Origin of the sequence: Streptomyces sp. NPDC101227, from assembly GCF_044767545.1 — a bacterium.
Taxonomy (GTDB): Bacteria; Actinomycetota; Actinomycetes; order Streptomycetales; family Streptomycetaceae; genus Streptomyces.
Genome location: NZ_JBIWOD010000011.1, coordinates 166,030 through 181,526, shown reverse-complemented (window position 1 = coordinate 181,526; position 15,497 = coordinate 166,030). Strand labels below are relative to the sequence as shown.

The 15,497-nt window shown below is 72.1% G+C and carries 15 protein-coding genes and 3 pseudogenes; 6 read left to right on the top strand and 12 right to left on the bottom strand.

What is annotated here, in order from left to right; translation table 11 throughout:
• Window positions 1-47 precede the first annotated feature (47 nt).
• The 4 genes and pseudogenes from ACIRPT_RS25575 to ACIRPT_RS25560 form a co-directional block, all read right to left on the bottom strand.
• Window positions 48-575 carry a hypothetical protein gene (locus ACIRPT_RS25575; RefSeq protein WP_403830938.1) on the bottom strand — a complete coding sequence of 176 codons (528 nt, stop codon included), beginning with the start codon at window positions 573-575 and terminating at the stop codon, window positions 48-50.
• 369 nt (window positions 576-944) lie between these two features.
• Window positions 945-1,040 (bottom strand): annotated as a pseudogene (locus tag ACIRPT_RS25570) (IS481 family transposase); the annotation flags it as partial.
• A 46-nt stretch (window positions 1,041-1,086) separates the two neighbouring features.
• Window positions 1,087-1,789, bottom strand: a pseudogene (locus ACIRPT_RS25565) (recombinase family protein).
• Between the two features lie 291 nt (window positions 1,790-2,080).
• The gene (locus ACIRPT_RS25560; protein WP_403830935.1) at window positions 2,081-3,157 is read right to left on the bottom strand and encodes a GlxA family transcriptional regulator; all 1,077 of its coding nucleotides are present in this window, start codon (window positions 3,155-3,157) and stop codon (window positions 2,081-2,083) included.
• A gap of 183 nt (window positions 3,158-3,340) precedes the next feature.
• Between ACIRPT_RS25560 and ACIRPT_RS25555 the strand changes: the two genes are divergently transcribed.
• Complete coding sequence (locus ACIRPT_RS25555) at window positions 3,341-3,634, top strand: DUF1330 domain-containing protein (protein ID WP_403830933.1); 294 nt, start codon at window positions 3,341-3,343, stop codon at window positions 3,632-3,634.
• A gap of 212 nt (window positions 3,635-3,846) precedes the next feature.
• Here the strand turns inward: ACIRPT_RS25555 and ACIRPT_RS25550 are convergent.
• The 3 genes and pseudogenes from ACIRPT_RS25550 to ACIRPT_RS25540 form a co-directional block, all read right to left on the bottom strand.
• Window positions 3,847-4,060 (bottom strand): annotated as a pseudogene (locus tag ACIRPT_RS25550) (leucine zipper domain-containing protein); the annotation flags it as partial.
• A gap of 5 nt (window positions 4,061-4,065) precedes the next feature.
• Complete coding sequence (locus ACIRPT_RS25545) at window positions 4,066-4,377, bottom strand: hypothetical protein (protein WP_403830930.1); 312 nt, start codon at window positions 4,375-4,377, stop codon at window positions 4,066-4,068.
• Between the two features lie 1,214 nt (window positions 4,378-5,591).
• A complete protein-coding gene (locus ACIRPT_RS25540; RefSeq protein WP_403504514.1) occupies window positions 5,592-6,461 on the bottom strand; it encodes a 3-hydroxybutyryl-CoA dehydrogenase in 870 nt (289 codons plus the stop codon).
• A gap of 160 nt (window positions 6,462-6,621) precedes the next feature.
• Here ACIRPT_RS25540 and ACIRPT_RS25535 point away from each other — a divergent pair, with 160 nt between their 5' ends.
• Window positions 6,622-7,854: a glycoside hydrolase family 10 protein gene (locus ACIRPT_RS25535; protein WP_403830928.1), complete on the top strand. Its 1,233-nt coding sequence runs from the start codon at window positions 6,622-6,624 to the stop codon at window positions 7,852-7,854.
• A 47-nt stretch (window positions 7,855-7,901) separates the two neighbouring features.
• On the opposite strand, the gene ACIRPT_RS25530 is transcribed toward ACIRPT_RS25535, so the two are convergent.
• Together ACIRPT_RS25530 and ACIRPT_RS25525 are read right to left on the bottom strand one after the other, a co-directional pair.
• Window positions 7,902-8,108 carry a DUF1918 domain-containing protein gene (locus ACIRPT_RS25530; RefSeq protein WP_403504519.1) on the bottom strand — a complete coding sequence of 69 codons (207 nt, stop codon included), beginning with the start codon at window positions 8,106-8,108 and terminating at the stop codon, window positions 7,902-7,904.
• 192 nt (window positions 8,109-8,300) lie between these two features.
• Window positions 8,301-9,248, bottom strand: coding sequence for a DMT family transporter (locus ACIRPT_RS25525; RefSeq protein WP_403830926.1), 948 nt, complete (start codon window positions 9,246-9,248; stop codon window positions 8,301-8,303).
• On the opposite strand from ACIRPT_RS25525, the gene ACIRPT_RS25520 reads away from it, so the two are divergent.
• From ACIRPT_RS25520 to ACIRPT_RS25505, 4 genes are all read left to right on the top strand, one after another.
• Window positions 9,247-10,707, top strand: a complete 1,461-nt coding sequence (locus ACIRPT_RS25520) for a PLP-dependent aminotransferase family protein (protein WP_403830924.1) — start codon at window positions 9,247-9,249, stop codon at window positions 10,705-10,707. The two genes, ACIRPT_RS25525 and ACIRPT_RS25520, sit on opposite strands and share 2 nt — an antisense overlap.
• Window positions 10,708-10,827: 120 nt before the next feature.
• On the top strand, window positions 10,828-11,280 hold the full coding sequence (locus ACIRPT_RS25515) for a GNAT family N-acetyltransferase (RefSeq protein ID WP_403830922.1): 453 nt from the start codon (window positions 10,828-10,830) through the stop codon (window positions 11,278-11,280).
• 100 nt (window positions 11,281-11,380) lie between these two features.
• Entirely contained in the window at window positions 11,381-11,950 is a 570-nt protein-coding gene (locus tag ACIRPT_RS25510) for a histidine phosphatase family protein (RefSeq protein WP_403504529.1), read from the top strand.
• Window positions 11,951-12,057: 107 nt separating this feature from the next.
• Entirely contained in the window at window positions 12,058-12,825 is a 768-nt protein-coding gene (locus ACIRPT_RS25505) for a hypothetical protein (protein ID WP_403830920.1), read from the top strand.
• Between the two features lie 43 nt (window positions 12,826-12,868).
• On the opposite strand, the gene ACIRPT_RS25500 is transcribed toward ACIRPT_RS25505, so the two are convergent.
• From ACIRPT_RS25500 to ACIRPT_RS25490, 3 genes are all read right to left on the bottom strand, one after another.
• Window positions 12,869-13,336, bottom strand: a complete 468-nt coding sequence (locus ACIRPT_RS25500; RefSeq protein ID WP_403830918.1) for a YybH family protein — start codon at window positions 13,334-13,336, stop codon at window positions 12,869-12,871.
• A gap of 126 nt (window positions 13,337-13,462) precedes the next feature.
• Complete coding sequence (locus ACIRPT_RS25495; RefSeq protein ID WP_403830916.1) at window positions 13,463-14,215, bottom strand: response regulator transcription factor; 753 nt, start codon at window positions 14,213-14,215, stop codon at window positions 13,463-13,465.
• A gap of 142 nt (window positions 14,216-14,357) precedes the next feature.
• Window positions 14,358-15,497 (bottom strand): class I SAM-dependent methyltransferase, encoded by a 1,140-nt coding sequence (locus ACIRPT_RS25490; RefSeq protein ID WP_403830914.1) that lies wholly within the window; start codon window positions 15,495-15,497, stop codon window positions 14,358-14,360.

Sequence of the window (15,497 nt, the reverse complement as noted above, 5' to 3'; positions counted from 1 at the left end):
GCGGTGGCCCGGCCGCCCGCCGGTCCCTCGTCGTGAGCGTGCCGCGCTCAGGTCGCGGGGCCGGGCCTTCCGCGCACGAGCGTGCCCTGCTGCTTGTACGGGTCGTCCCACGCCTGCTTGTTCTCGACGTGCTGCTTCATCAGCGACTCGTTGAAGTCTTCGTTCTCGGCGTGGTGCTTGGACATGGCGGTCAGCGCCTTGCCGATTTCCTCGAGCTTGGCGGCGAGATGGCCCATGGACTCGTACATGCCGTCGCGGAGGCCCTCGTAGACAACGCCGAACTTCTCGCCGAGGTCGTCATCGCCCCAGGGAGGTGCGCTGGACTTGCTGTCCAGGGAGGTCATGCTGCTCCAGAGCTGCTCGCCGAACGACTTCTCCTCCGGCGGCTTCTGCGTCTTCTTCACCTCGTCGGTGGGCTCGCCCGCGCGCAGCTTGGCCAGGCCGTTGACCATCCGGCTCACCGAATCGCTGAAGTCATCGCCGAGCTTGACGAAGTCGGTGCCCCCCGCCTTCAAGGACTCCACATCGGCCTGGAAGCCACCTGCCCCTGCCACAACGTCCCCCGTGTTGGTCATGGTTACTCAACGATAGGTTCAACCCTAAGCCAAACAGTGTGCTGATCGAGCACCAGTTACGTCCATGCGTCACCATCGCGTTCTCTGGACGCGTCCCTCGCTGGCCCGCCCCCCTGGCCGACGAGTCCCACTGCGAATTCCGGTCCGCAAGCGTCGGTCTCTCCCCATGGACCGACAGGACCACCCGGCGCATGGGTGGTTCGCCGACGATGTGGCATTGCCCGAGCTTCGCGCACACCCCCTCGAGTCAGCGAAGAGGCCGATGCCTTCGGCTCATCCCGACTGCCACGCACCGCATGTCAGAGTGTGGTGGGAAGGGGGCGATGGCGCCCAGGTGTACTGCCGTGTGAGGTGGGGGACGCGGCTGGCGGGGATGTTCCCGAGCCTTTTGATGTCGCCGTGGACCAGGTAGCCGGGGGCGGCGTGCTCGTAGCGGTGGATCACGCGGCCGGTGGTGCGGTCCACGTGCGGGTGTGAGTAGTTGGCGTACAGGAAATCCCGGTGAGAACGATCATGGTCGCGAGCTGAGTGCTGCGGCGTCCGGGCGGGGCCGGGGGAGGCCGCCGGCCTGTAGGGCGGCGAAGTCGGTGTGGGCCTGTTCGACGGCCTCGGGGTACGTCTCGCGCTTGGAGTGTTCGGCGAGCGCGCGGTAGATGCTGGCCACGGAGGGGCTTTGTCCCTTGCGCTTGCCGGTGGGGATGATCAGGTCGGGCTGGATCCCTTCGACGGACTCGCCGCCCGCGCGGCGGCGCAGCACGGTGTGGAGCATGGCGTCGGTGATGACCGGTGGCCGGCCGCCGTGCTTGCCCTTGCGGGCCGCGGTGTCGAGCCCTTCGAGTGTGGACTCGCGGATGTTCTCCCGCTCGGTCTCCGCCATCGCGGCGAAGAACGCGAATAGCAGCTTCCCCGGGCCGGTCGGGTCGTAGATGCCGGGCAGCGGACCGGCGAGCATTGGCCGGGTCGATCGGTGCCGGCGGCGGAGTGCCCGGGCGCCACGGCTGGCCCGGGCCGCGGTCGGCGGGTGTCGGCACCCGCAGCTCCTTCTTCAGGCGGGGAACCTGGGTGAAGCGGCGGGTGTGGTAGACGGAGGTGACCGCGCCGCCGCGCGAGCGGCACGGTGAGCCGGGCTGGGCGTCGCACTTCGGGCAGGCGTGCGGTTCGACGTCGTCGGCGTCCGACCGGTCGGTTGGGGAGGGCCGCTGAGGGTTCGTCATGGGCCGAGAATTTCGCACGATGCAAGTCTCAGAAGGGGGTCCATCCCGCGTTGGGTGAGAACGGGTTCTGAGAGTGAATCCGGGATCGGCCGGGGTTCGGCGGCCCGTGATTGATCTTGCTCGCGCAAAGGACCGGTGGTGAGAGCCGGGGTGACCGCCACGGCGACGATGACGGATCAGCACCCCGTTGACACCGACGACGCTCGCGGGCGAATCGCCGCGCGCCGCGGCCGATGGACGCCCGGCGCAGAGGTTCGGATGAACCACCGGGAAGCGTACGGTGCGTCGTGGCTAGGCGGGAATGGAGCCCGCATCGCCGGCGGCCGGATCCGGGGCACGGAAGGTGCGACGGTACGCCGACGGGGCGACTCCGGCCTCCGCCGCGAGGTGCCGCCGCAGCGAGGTGGCGGTGGCGAATCCGACCTCGTGGGCGACGCGTTCCACCGGCAGATCGCTGGACTCCAGCAGGTGCCGGGCCCGCCGCAGCCGCTGCGAGGTCAGCCAGCGGCCGGGGCTCAGACCGGTCTCCTCCTTGAAGCGCCGGGCGAAGGTACGGGTGCTCATCGCCGCGTGCGCGGCCAACTCGTCCAGCGGCAGCGGCAGTTCAAGCCGCTGCAATGCCCAGTCGCGGGTCGGCCCGGTGCCGGTTGCGCCCGTCGGCGGCAGTGGCTGCTCGATGTACTGTGCCTGCCCGCCGTCCCGGTACGGCGGCATGACGCAGAAGCGGGCGACCTGGTTGGCGACCTCGGTGCCGTGGTCCTGGCGCAGCAGGTGCAGGCAGACGTCGAAGCCGCTGGCCGCCCCCGCTGAGGTCAACACGTCACCGTGGTCGACGAAAAGAACGCCGGCGTCGAGCTCGACCCGGGGGAACAGTTCCCGGAAGCGGTCGCTGAGCGCCCAGTGGGTGGTGGCCCGACGCCCATCGAGGAGACCGGCGCCGGCCAGCAGGAAGGCACCGCTGCAGATCGACACCAGACGGGTGCCGGGCCGGACGCTGGAAAGCGCGTCCAGGGCCTTCGAGTCCGTGGCGGCGGCCGATCCCTGGGTGATCGCGTACCCAGGGATGATCACGGTGTCCGCCTCGGCCAGCACCTCAGGGCCGTGCCCGGGGGTGACGGTCAGGTCCGAGACGGTGCGCACGGGCTTCCCGTCCACGCCCGCAGTCACCACCTCGTAGCGGCCACCGGCGGAGCCCAGGACGTGTTGGGGTATGCCGAGTTCGAAGGGGTAGATCCCGTCGAGTACGAGGACGACCACCTTGTGGGCGCCCGGCCGCGGTTCCGGGCGCATCGCGCGATCCGGTTCGGTGGTGCGACCGGCCAGGTCGCGGGCGCCGGGAGTACCGGGGGCGGCATGGTGGACGGGCATGGCGAGAATGTATCGGAGGCTGACCTTTCCGCCATGGCCGGGGCCGACTCGAACGGCAAGGATCGAGGCATGACCTCGACGGAGACCTTTGAGAACCTCGACCTCCTGGGCCGTCGACGGGATCGATCGATCTGAGTGTCCATTCGAAGTCGGACGTGTCCGGCCGAACACAGGAGGTTTTCCATGGCCAAGGGCTACTGGGTCAGTGTCTACCCCGCCATTTCCGACCCTGAGAGGCTGACTGCCTACAACAAGCTGGCGGGTCCGGCTGTCCGGGCTGCGGGCGGGCGCCTCCTGTCCGCTGACGGTCGAGTCGTCGCCCACGAGGCCGGAATCACGCAACGCGCCGTTCTGATCGAGTTCGACAGCTTTGAACAGGCGGTCGCGGCATACGAGAGCGAGGCATACCAGAAGGCGCTGGTGGCCCTCCCCGACGGCTTCGAGCGCGACTTCCGCATCATCGAAGGCATCGACTGACCGGCGGGCCCAGCCATCGCTGAGCATCCGTCACCTGATACGCACACGGTGCTCAACGACGACTCACGAGAGGAGGTCCGGGCCGGCTGGACCGTCTCCCTGACCTCGTCGACGAAACTCACGCTTGCCCGAAGCGAACCGCGAACCGCTTCTCACACGACAGATCGCTCCAGCGAACACACGGCTTCGATGACCAGGGGCGCATCCTGCCGCAGCAGGTAGGCGATGCGGGCCGGTTCCCAGCGGTGCAGCAGGCGGACCTTGATGATCCGCCGCTCGGTGCGGGTCGGGGGCCGACGCGGACTGTGATGCGGACGCGAAGAGCGGTCGCACATCCCCGCCTCGCCGCAGCGGCGGTAGCGGCCCGCCCACCGCTTCGCAGTCGTCGGTGAGACCTGGAAGCGTTCGGCGGGCCCGCCGCAGCGGCACACCTAGCCGTTGCGCCGGCGCAGGCTGCGGTACAGCTCGATCGCGGAGTCCGGCGGAAAGTTGGGGACATAGGTGACGGCTCCGTCGCTTTTGGAGATCACCATGTGACTGCCGCCCAACGGCGCCTGAGTGCCGGGCGGCGGTGGGGGCATGACGGCGTGGACGAGGAAGCCGATGTCGAACTCCGCCACGTACAAAGGCGCCGGGTTTCCTTGCAGATCCAGTACTTCGAATCGGGCGCGAGCGGCAGCCAATGCCTCTTCGGCAGTGGCGGGGATGGGCTGTACCGGTTCCGGCGCGTCGGGATGCGACACGGACTCTCTCCTATCAGTGAAGGGGCGGCTGTGCGTCAGGCGCGGCCGTGCGGTTGAACTCGGACTTGGTGCGGGGCAGTTGGCCGTCGAAACGTCGAAACGTCGAAACGTGGAGTCGGAGTCGAACCGACGCCGAAACCGATACGGCGCAAACACTCGACCCTGGCTGCCGCGACCGTGCCGCTGTGGGGCGGCGCTGCAACCCCGCTGCACGGTCGCCACACGCCCCCGTGGTGCGGGCCGTGTCACTTGCTCGTGGACTTCAGACCCCGCACCTCGCCGCCGAACTGGTTCTCCGGCTTCTGCTCCTCGATCAGAGCGTTGTTGAGGTCCTCGTTCTCCTTGCCCTTGAACCCGTCGCCCACGACTACGCCTCCGTTCACCCACCGGCGTCATCGAGCTGACGGTTCACGTCCGTTCGATGTCTGTGCCAGCGTACCCAGAGGCACTGACAAGCCCTCAACCGCTGGGTGTCACAGTGCCGTACCGGGAGTGTCCGGCCGATACACCTTCCGAGACGGAGCGATCGCCGTGTTCGGGGCAGCCGACGTCGAACTCGCGCATTCGCAACGGCGTCCGGGTGCTGTCGGGCCCGGTGGGACCGAAGAGGGGGCGGGCCAATTTGAGGGCCTCCCCGTCGTTCGCCGGCAGGCGGTGCGCCGGCGAGACGGCCCGAGCCTCCGTGGGCACGGGCCCTTGGCCCGTATCCGGCCCCGGGCTCAACCCCGGTGTCCACCCCGCCCCTGCTTCTTCGGGCCCGTGACCAGGTTGGTCGAAGGACCGTTACGTCCCGACAGGATCCGCTCGCCCTGCGTTCCCGACCGGGCCGGCTTGGCGATCGCCCTGGAGGCCGCTCGCGACACGGTCGTCATCTCCGTCTGCCCGGTCTCAGGTGCGGAGCTTGTCTCCCTGATGCCGGTGTGCAGTTCGAAGGCGCTGGTCGGGTCGCCCCGGACCAGGGACTCTCCAGGGATATTCGCTGAGTGAGCGGGAATGGGCCTGGCGCATTCGAAGACACAAAGCCCTAGGCCACGGTCAGTTTCCTGTCGGTCGATGGCGCTCGCCAGGCCGGGTCCCTGCGCATTCCCCGTTGGCTGGGTGCGGATGAGGACCTGGCGGGCACCGCGAGAGCCACCCGACCGCACGCCGCCGCCGGCACTGTTCCAGGTGAACTCGCCATGGAACAGCGCCAGTTGGCGGCGCCGCCGCACTCCCTAGTACGAGTAGAAGCCCGACCCGGACTTGCGGCCCAGCCGGCCCGCGTCCACCATGCGGGCGAGCAGCGGGGGAGCGGCGTACAGCGGCTCCTTGTACTCCTCGTACATGGAGGCGGCGACCGAGGCCACCGTGTCCAGGCCGATCAGGTCGGACAGCTTGAGCGGGCCCATCGGGTGGGCGCAGCCCATTTCCATGCCGTTGTCGATGTCCTCGCGGCTGGCGATGCCCGACTCGAACATCCGGATCGCCGAGAGCAGATACGGGATGAGCAGCGCATTGACGACGAAGCCGGAGCGGTCCTGGGCGCGGATGGCGTGCTTGCCCAGGATGTTGTGGACCAGCGCCTCGGCGCGCTTGATGGTCTCGTCGCCGGTGGTCAGGGCGGGGATGAGTTCCACCAGCTTCTGCACCGGGGCCGGGTTGAAGAAGTGGATGCCGATGACCTGGTCGGGGCGGGAGGTGGCGACCGCCAGCTTGACCAGGGGGATGGAGGAGGTGTTGGACGCCAGGATGGCGTCCGGGCGGGTGATCACCTGGTCGAGGACCTGGAAGATCTCCGTCTTGACCTGCTCGTTCTCCACGACGGCCTCGATGACGAGGTCGCGGTCGGCGAACTCCCCGAGGTCGGTGGTGAAATTCAGCCGGCCGAGCGTGGTGTCGCGCTCCGCGGGGGTGATCTTGCCGCGCTCGGCGGCCTTGCCGAGCGAGTTGGTCAAGCGGGTGCGGCCCAGCTCCAGGGCTTCGCCGGTGGTCTCGGCGACCATGACGTCCAGGCCGGCGCGGGCGCACACTTCGGCGATGCCGGCGCCCATCTGGCCGCAGCCGACCACTCCGACGCGTGCGATGTCGGTGAAAGTGTCCGTCACCTCGTGCCTTTCGCTGATCTTCAGGACCCTGCGGTACGCCGTAAGGGTCCGACGCCCGCCTCGGCCCCGACGTTACTCCGCGCGGCGCTGTGCTACGGCCGCCGGGGCGGGCATCCTGAGCCCTCAGGACGGGACAATCGGGACAAGCTGAGGGTTTTTCATGAGACGGATCACACGGCGGGGATTCGCGGCGGGCGTGCTGGGCGCGGCGTCGTCGCTGCTCGGAGCGGGGCACGGAACGGCCGCGGCGGCCGAGGCGACGGGGGACCCGGGTGCGGCCCCGATGCGCGGCATGTGGCTGGCGACCGTCGCCAACCTGGACTGGCCCACCAAGCCCGGGCTGCCACCCGCGGAACAGCAGCGCCAACTGCTCGGCCTCCTGGAGGTGGCCGTGGAACGACGCCTGAACACGGTGTTCTTCCAGGTCCGGCCCACCGCCGACGCCCTGTGGCCCTCCCCGCACGAGCCCTGGGCGCAGTATCTGACCGGAACGCAGGGCAAGGATCCGGGCTGGGACCCGCTCGGCTTCGCCGTCGCCGAGGCGCACCGGCGCGATCTCCAACTGCACGCGTGGTTCAACCCGTACCGCATCGCCAACCACGCCGACCCCGACCGGCTGGTGCCCGGCCATCCCGCGCGCCTGCACCCGGAATGGGTGCTCCCCTACGGCGGCAAGCTCTACTACAACCCGGGGCTGCCCGAGGTCCGGGGCTTCGTGCAGGAGGCGATGCTCGACGCGGTGCGCCGCTATCCCGTCGATGGGGTGCATTTCGACGACTACTTCTATCCGTATCCGGTCGCGGGGGAGGAGTTCGAGGACGACGCGGCCTTCGAGGCGCACGGCGCGGGCTTCGCGGACCGTGCCAGCTGGCGGCGCGACAACGTCGACCGGCTGGTGCGGGAGATGAAGCAGAAGGTGGCCGCCGTGGGGCGGCCGGTGCGGTTCGGCGTCAGCCCCTCGGCCATCTGGCGCAATCGCGGGACCGATTCGTCGGGCTCGGACACCCGGGGACTGCAGACCTACGACGACCTGTACGCCGATACGCGGCGCTGGGTGCGCGAGGGATGGATCGACTACATCGTGCCGCAGGTGTACTGGAACATCGGTTTCGAGGCCGCCGACTACGCCAAGGTCGTGCCGTGGTGGTCGGAGGCCGTGTCTGGCACCGGTGTGGACCTCTACATCGGCGAGGCCCTGTACCGGGCGGGCGACCCCGGCCAGGGCACCCCCTGGCTGGACCCGGCCGAACTCTCCCGCCACCTCACCTTCGCCCGCGGCTATCCGCAGGTCGGCGGCCATGTCTTCTTCTCGGCGAGGGATGTTGCCAGGGACCGGGCGGGGGCGCTGGCCCGGATCGTGCATGACCACTACGGCGGCGCGGTGCGGCCGTAGTGGTCAGCGTGCTCGTTGCCGGTCGGTGGCGCTGTGCCGGACGCGACCTAGTGGCCGGTGATGTCGGTGGACTTGCCGTGCTGGACCACGGAGTCGGGGCCGGGGGACATGATCGTTTCATGGCCGTCCGCGGCGCGGACGCGGTAGGGCGGCTCGCCGTTCGGTCCCAGTACCTCGACGATCTCCACGGCGTGGTCGTGATGCCCGACGGTTCTGCCGTGCACCAGCAGCCGGTCGCCCGTGTTTGCGTGCATCAGGATCCTCCCGCTTCGGGCGGCCGCGCGACCGGGACGGCCCACATGCAGCTGCGGCCGGGCGGTTGAACGGCCAACGGTTTACCTGTTGACGGGCCGGATGACGGCCCCGACGGCGGTACATGCCATCGCGGCAAGTTTACGTCCCCGGCGCGCCCTCGCACCCGGCGGGCGACGGGCGGATCCGGTGCGTCAGCCGCGGGTCCGCTGGGTGACCGCGATGCACACCAGCACCGCGACCGCCGCGACCGGCGCGGCCGGCGGCAGATGCTCGCCGAGCAGCGCCACCGACCAGACCAGGGTCAGCAGCGGCTGGGCCAGCTGCAGCTGGCTGGCCTTGGAGACACCGATCGCCGCCATCCCGCGGTACCAGACGACCAGGCCCAGGAACTGCGAGCCGAACGCCAGCCACAGCAGCCCGCCGAGGGCGTGCGCCGTCAGCCGCAGCGGCTCGGTGGCCAGCGCGAGGGCCGCGCCGGTGACCGTCAGCGGCAGGACCAGCACCAGCGCCCAGCCGATCACCTGCCAGCCCGGGAGGTGACGGGCCAGCCGGCCGCCCTCGGTGTAGCCGGCCGCGCACACCAGCAGCGCCGCGAACAGGAACAGATCGCCGGTGCTTGGCGCCCCGCCGCTCTGCTGCACCGCGAAGGCGATGACGACGGCGGCGCCGGCGAGCGAGGCGATCCAGAAGGTGCGCGAGGGCCGGGCCCCGGTGCGTACGGCCGAGAAGGCGGCGGTGGTCAGCGGCAGCAGGCCGACCACCACGGCCGCGTGCGAGGTGGTGGACGTCTGCAGGGCCAGGGTCGTCAGGAGCGGGAAGCCGAGGACCACGCCGCCCGCCACGACCGCGATGCCGGCCCAGTGGCGCCGCTCGGGGACGCGGACGCGCAGGACGAGGAGGCAGCCGCCGGCGAGGGCCGCGGCCAGCACGCTGCGCAGCATGACGACCGTCCACGGGCCCATGCCCTCCAGGGCCCAGGCCGTGGCGGGGAACGTCAGGGAGAAGGCGGCGACGCCCAGCGCGGCGAGCAGTGCGCCGGGGGCGGCCGAGGCGGCGGCGGGTGCGGCGGGCGGCTCCGGGGCGCGGACGGTGTCGACCGCTATCCTGTCCGTCGCGATAGCGCTATCGTTGTCTCTCATGCAAGAGCGTAGCAGTGTCGCTGACCTGGCCGTCAGCCTCCGTAATGAACTGGACCGCTACTCTCCCGGAGAGAAGCTGCCCTCGAGTCGCGCTCTGGTCGAGCGGCACCGCGTGAGCCCGGTGACCGTCTCCCGGGCGCTCGCCGAGCTGGTGGCCGAGGGCCTCGTCGTCACCCGGCCCGGCGCCGGCGCCTTCCGGGCCCCGGCCCGCCCCGAGGCGCCCCGCCCCGTCGACACCTCCTGGCAGGAGATCGCCCTGAGCGCCGGACCGGCCGGCGACCAGGTGCCGCGCAGCGTCGACGCCGCGGGCGTCCTGGCCACCCTCGCCGAACCCGCCCCCGGCGTCATCGAGCTCCACGGCGGCTATCTGCACCCCGATCTGCAGCCCGAACGCGCCCTCGCCGCGGCGCTGGCCCGGGCCGGCCGGCGGCCCGGCGCCTGGGGGCGGCCGCCGGTCGAGGGCATCACCGAGCTGCGGGCCTGGTTCGCGCGGGAGATCGGCGGCCCCGGCGGCGTGCTCGCCCCCAGCGACGTCCTGGTCACCGCCGGCGGCCAGAGCGCGCTGACCGCCGCCCTGCGCGCGGTCGCCGCGCCCGGTGCGCCGGTCCTCGTCGAATCCCCGACCTACCCGGGCATGCTGGCCGTCGCGCGCGCCTCCGGGCTGCGGCCGGTGCCGGTGCCGATGGACGCCGACGGGGTCCGTACCGACCTGCTCGCCGACGCCTTCCGGGCCAGCGGCGCCCGGCTGTTCGTCTGCCAGCCGTTGTTCCAGAACCCGACCGGCGCGGTGCTCGCGAGGGAGCGGCGGCGCGAGGTGCTGCGGGTGGCGCGCGAGGCCGGGGCGTTCGTCGTCGAGGACGACTTCGCCCGGCGGCTGGTCCACGACGGCGCCCCCGCCCTCCCGCCGACCCTGATGGCGGACGACGAGGACGGCGCCGTCGTCCATGTCTGCTCGCTGACCAAGGCCACCTCGCCCAGCCTGCGAGTGGGTGCCCTGGCCGCCCGCGGCCCGGTCCTCGACCGGCTGCGCGCCATCCAGGTCGTCGACAGCTTCTTCGTCCCCCGCCCGCTCCAGGAGGCCGCCGTCGAGCTCGTCGGCTCGCCCGCCTGGGCCCGGCATCTGCGCATGATCTCCGGCGAGCTGGCGGCCCGCCGCGACGCCATGACCGCCGCCCTGCACCGCCATCTGCCCGCCCTCGCGACCCGCGGCCTGTACATCCCGCCCGGCGGCTACCACCTGTGGGTCCGGCTGCCCGACGGTACGGACGAGGCGGCGCTGACCGGCGGGGCCCTGCGCGCGGGCGTCGCGATCGCCGGCGGCCGCCCCTACTTCGCCGCCGAACCGCCGGCCCCGCATCTGCGCCTGAGCTACGCCTCCGCGTCCGGCACCGGGGAACTCGAGGAAGGGGTGCGAAGGCTGCGTACGGCGTGCGACGAGCTGGGGATCGCGACGGGCTGACCGGGGATCGGGACGGGCTGACCGGGGATCGGGGCGGGCTGAGCAACCCGCCGCCCCCGGGATACCGGCCGGCCCGGATGCGGCTCGACGCCGCCGCCGCGCTTCTGGGAACCTCACCGCATGAACGGTCACGCGCTCGACGGCTACGAGATCTCCACCGACCCGGCCCGCCTGGACGGGGACCTGGTCCACCACTGGCTGTCCACCGACGCCTACTGGGCCGTGGGCCGCTCCCGCGAGCGGCACGACCGGGCCGTCGCCGGTTCGCTCAACTTCGGCCTGTACGAGTCCGGTTCGGGGCGTCAGGCCGCGTATGCCCGGGTGGTCACCGACCACGCCACCTTCGCCTGGCTCTGCGATGTCTACGTCGCCCGCGACGACCGCGGCAAGGGCCTGGGCACCGCCCTGATAGAGGCCATCGCCGACCATCTGACGCCCTGCGGCCTGACCCGGATCACGCTCGCCACCAAGGACGCGCACGGCGTGTACGAGAAGGTCGGCTTCCGGAGCCTGGTGTCGCCGGAGCAGTGGATGACTATGGGGCTGATGGATCCCGGTCCGCTGACCATCTGACCGGCGCGGCGGCCGGCCGGCAGCGGGCCGTCCGGGACCGGATCCATCGCGCTGCGCACATTCCGGCCGCTCGGGGCGCCGGGGCTCTTACCATCGGCGCATGCGCGTTCGCCTCAAGCTGCTCGCCGCCGCCCGCAGCTCCTCGCTGCTCGAGACCCGGTTCGACGACGACCGCCCGCTCGATGCCGCCGGCTGGCACGAGGCCGAGCGTGCCGCCCCCGTCCTGTGCCGGCTCGCCGCCGCCGAGCTGCGCTACTGCTCCCCGTCCGCCCGCTGCCGCGAGACCGGTGAGGTCCTCGGCCTCACCCCGCTCGCCCAACCCGCCCTGCGCGACTGCGACATGGGACGCTGGCGCGGCCGCACCCTGGGCGATGTGACCGCTTCCGAGCCGCGGGCGGTGGACAACTGGCTCGCCGATCCGCGGTCCGCGCCGCACGGCGGGGAGTCGCTGCTGGCCTTCATCACCCGGGTGGGCACCTGGCTGGACACCCGGCCCGTGGGCGAGGGCGCCGGACTGGTGGCGGTCGCCGAGCCCGGGGTGGTCCGCGCCGCCCTGGTCTACGCGCTCCAGGCGCCCCCGCACACCTACTGGCGGATCGACGTCCAGCCGCTCTCGGTGACCACGCTGACGGGGCGCGCCGGCAGCTGGAGCCTGGCCCTGGAGGCGTGAGCCGGGTGCCCGTCGCGGGGCCGTAATCCGGCGAAAGTCCACCCGGAAAGCCCATCGGAGCACGCCACCGACGTGCGCGCGGCGAGCGGGGACGCTTCGCTCGGGTTATGTACCCATACGCCGCCCGCCGCTTTGCCCGCCGCCCGTTCCGCCGCCGCCTCGTCGCGGCCGGTGCCGTGACGGCGTCCCTCGCGCTGTGCGGCTCCGGCGTCGCCACCGCCACGGACGACGCGAATCCGGTGGTCGTCCAGCCCGACCCGGTGGCGCCCGGCGATGAGTTCTCCGTCTTCGACGGTGGCAACTGCACCGGGGGGTCCGGCGAGGCCACGTTCGAGGACGCGGACATTCCGAAGCTGAAGTTGTCGATGCTGCGCAACCAGGTCGGCGGCACCGCCACGGTCCCGCGGTCACTCAAGCCGGGTGCGTACACCGTCACCGTGACCTGCGGCGACGGCAAGGACGGCGAACTCGCGCCGCAGAGCGACGCGGAGCGCGAGGCGCGGGGCGACGGCGGCGCCGGGCACGGCCACGGCGAACCCGGCACCGGTGCGCACGGCCGCGCTCGCCTCACCTTCACCGGAACCCTGACGGTCTCCGGCGGTGCCAGGACCGGCGCCGACGCCGGCGCCGACCCGGACGCCAACGCCGAGTCCCACGCCGATGCCGGACCCAAGGGCGCCGCCGACGCCGGTGCAGACGCCGGTACGGACGCCGGGCCCGGCCAGGTCGTCCCCAGGGGCGGTGCGGACACCGGCCTCGGCGGCGGCTCCGGGGTGGGCACCGGCGTCACCGTGCTCGGCGGCGTGCTGCTGGCCGGCGCGCTCGGCTGGGGCGTCGTCGCCTATCTGCGACGGCCGCGCAGCGGGCGGGGCTGACGCGGCCGGGGCATGGACGGCGTGACCGGTGCGCACTGCACCGTTACGGCGTCAGATCGAGCGCCGCCAGCCCCGACCCGTCCATCAGGAACGGCACCGAGCTGTGCTCATGGGTGATCTTCCAGACGCCGTCGATCCTGCGCAGGCCGACGGTCGCCCGGCTCCACAGCCGCACCTCGAAGCCGTCCGCCTTCGTCCCGCTCATCAGGTTGATGCTGTGCGCGAAGGCGACCTCGTCGCCGGCCGTGATCTCGACCTGGGTCAGCGTCACCTCGATGCGGCCCTCCCAGGTCGCGTACCAGGCCTCGAGGGCCTGCCGGTCCAGCGCCTGCGGGCCCTTGAACTGGAGCGGGGGAGCGAGGCTGAAATCCACGAACTCCGGCGCACAGTGTGCGAGGAACCGCCCGGCGTCCCGCTCCGCGGTCGCGGCCGCGCGGTCCTGGAGCACCTCCCGGATCCGCACCTCGTCCGCGAGCCGTCCGGTCGTCTTCCGCTCGGTGTCGGTGGTCATGAGCAGGCCTCCTGTCGCCCGGCGCCGCGGCGCCCGAATCGGTGTCCAAGGGGTAGACGCCGACGGCGCCGGAAACTCATCGGCGGCCGGCCGCACCGCCCGGGCCGCACCGCCCCGGTGCCCGCCCTACGACGCCAGCTGCGCCGAATCCCCCCTGGTCAGCCAGGCGTTTGCGGCCTCCACACGGCTGCCGACGCGGAGCTTGGCGTAGGCGTGCTCGAGGTGTTTGTCGACCGTGCGGGGGCTGATCGCCAGGCGGCGGGCTATCTGCTGGTTGGTCAGGCCGTGGGCGAGCAGGGCGAGGACGGCGGACTCGCGGCGGGTGACCAGGCCCGGGGCGGGCGCGGGGGACGGCGGGGCGAGGCGGTTGAGGACGTGGCCGAGGCGGGTGCGCAGCAGGGTCGCGGCGAACACGTCGTGATCGGTGAAGTCGCTGCCGCTGCGGTTGACGGCCAGGCAGATGCTGCGCGGGGCACCGTTGACATAGCCGCCGGGGAACGACATCGCGAGCTGGTGCTCGGCGCCGACGGGGCGGTAGACGTCCGGGTAGGCGCCCAGTGCGTGGTACTCGCGGTCGGTCTGGAGCGTCGAGCGGCGCATGGGGGCGCCGGTGCCGAGGGTGGTGTGGGCGACCAGCGGGTCGGCCGGCGCGTGGCGGGCGAAGGCCTCCCACCCGGCCGGCGAGAGCAGGTCGGCGGGCAGCGTCAGCGGACGGTTCGCCGGGTCGGGCCGCGGCGTCCAGACGATGCTGTCGCCCGGAACGGCGCCGAGCAGCAGGGGGAGCAGCGCCGGGACGAGGGTTTCCTCGTCGACGGCATCGATCAGGAGGTCCACGACGGCGAAGATGCGTCGCAGGCCGGCCTCCGCGGCCGCGCTCATGGATCCAGCGTGAACAGCGCGCGGGGGCTCGTCAAGGTGCCGTTCGGCCCCGGGGCGCGCGCACAGGGCCGCACCGGTCATCGGTGACAAGGGTTGCCGCCCGGCCGGCCGGGGGAAGACCGGCCGGGGGCGTCGGCCGCGGTTAGCGGCCGACGGCGTAGACGCGGTTGACCGGGCTCTCGGCCGCCAGTCTCCAGCGGCGCAGTCCGGCATCGGCGGCGATGGTCCGCATCGCCTCCTCTCCCGCGTGATTTCCCAGTGCCTGGGGGCCGTGCTGGGCCAGCGCGGACGGCAGGCATACGGCGACCGAGGCGGCGGTCAGCGCCCGGCCGACGGGGGTGGCGTTCTCCTGGACGTCGGCGGAGCCGTTCGGCTCCACGATCATGCAGGTGCCACCGTCGGCCAGCGCCTGTTCGGCGCAGCGGAGCGCGCCGCCGGGGTCGCCGGTGTCATGCAGGCAGTCGAAGAAAGTGATCAGGTCGAAGCCCTTGCCCGGGAAGTCCTGGGCGGTCGCGACATCGAAGCGCACCCGGTCGGCCAGCCCCCGCTCGGCCGCGATGCCGCGGGCCGCCCGGATGGAGGGCGGGTGGAAGTCGAAGCCGTAGAAGTGCGATGCGGGGAAGGCTTCGGCCATCAGCATCGTCGAGTAGCCGTAGCCGCACCCGACGTCCGCCACCCGCCCGCCCCGCTCCAGCTTGGCCACCACGCCGTCCAGCGCGGTCAGCCACTCGGGGACGAGCGACGCCGCGTAGCCGGGCCGGAAGAACTTCGCGGTGCCCGCGAACAGGGCCGGTCCGTGCTCCTGCCAGCCCACGCCCTCGCCGGTGCGAAAGGCGTCCATGAGGGCGTCCTCGGTGGCGTAGACGGCCTGGAGCATGGTGAAGAAGCCCGCCGCGTAGTGCGCCGAGTCCGGGTCCGCGAGGACGACGGCGTGCTCGTCCGGCAGCTCGTAGGTGTCGGTCCCGGGTACGTACGTCACGTACTCGCCGGCGACCTGGGCGGCCAGCCATTCCCGTACGTAGCGTTCGACCAGGCCGGTCCGGGAGGCGAGCCGGGCGGAGGTGAGCGGTCCGGCCCCGGCCATGGCCGCGTACAGGCCGAGCCGGTCGCCGAGGGAGGTGCACAGCCCCGCCACCGCGGCCCCGCCGTCGGTGATCACCCGCTCCAGGAACTGCGCGACCCGGTCCTCGTCCACGCGTTCCTCGTCGACGAGGTGCTTGTCCATCCGCTCCCTGCCCGGCGCGGAACCGGGGGTGACACCGGCGGATGCGGACGTGGCCAT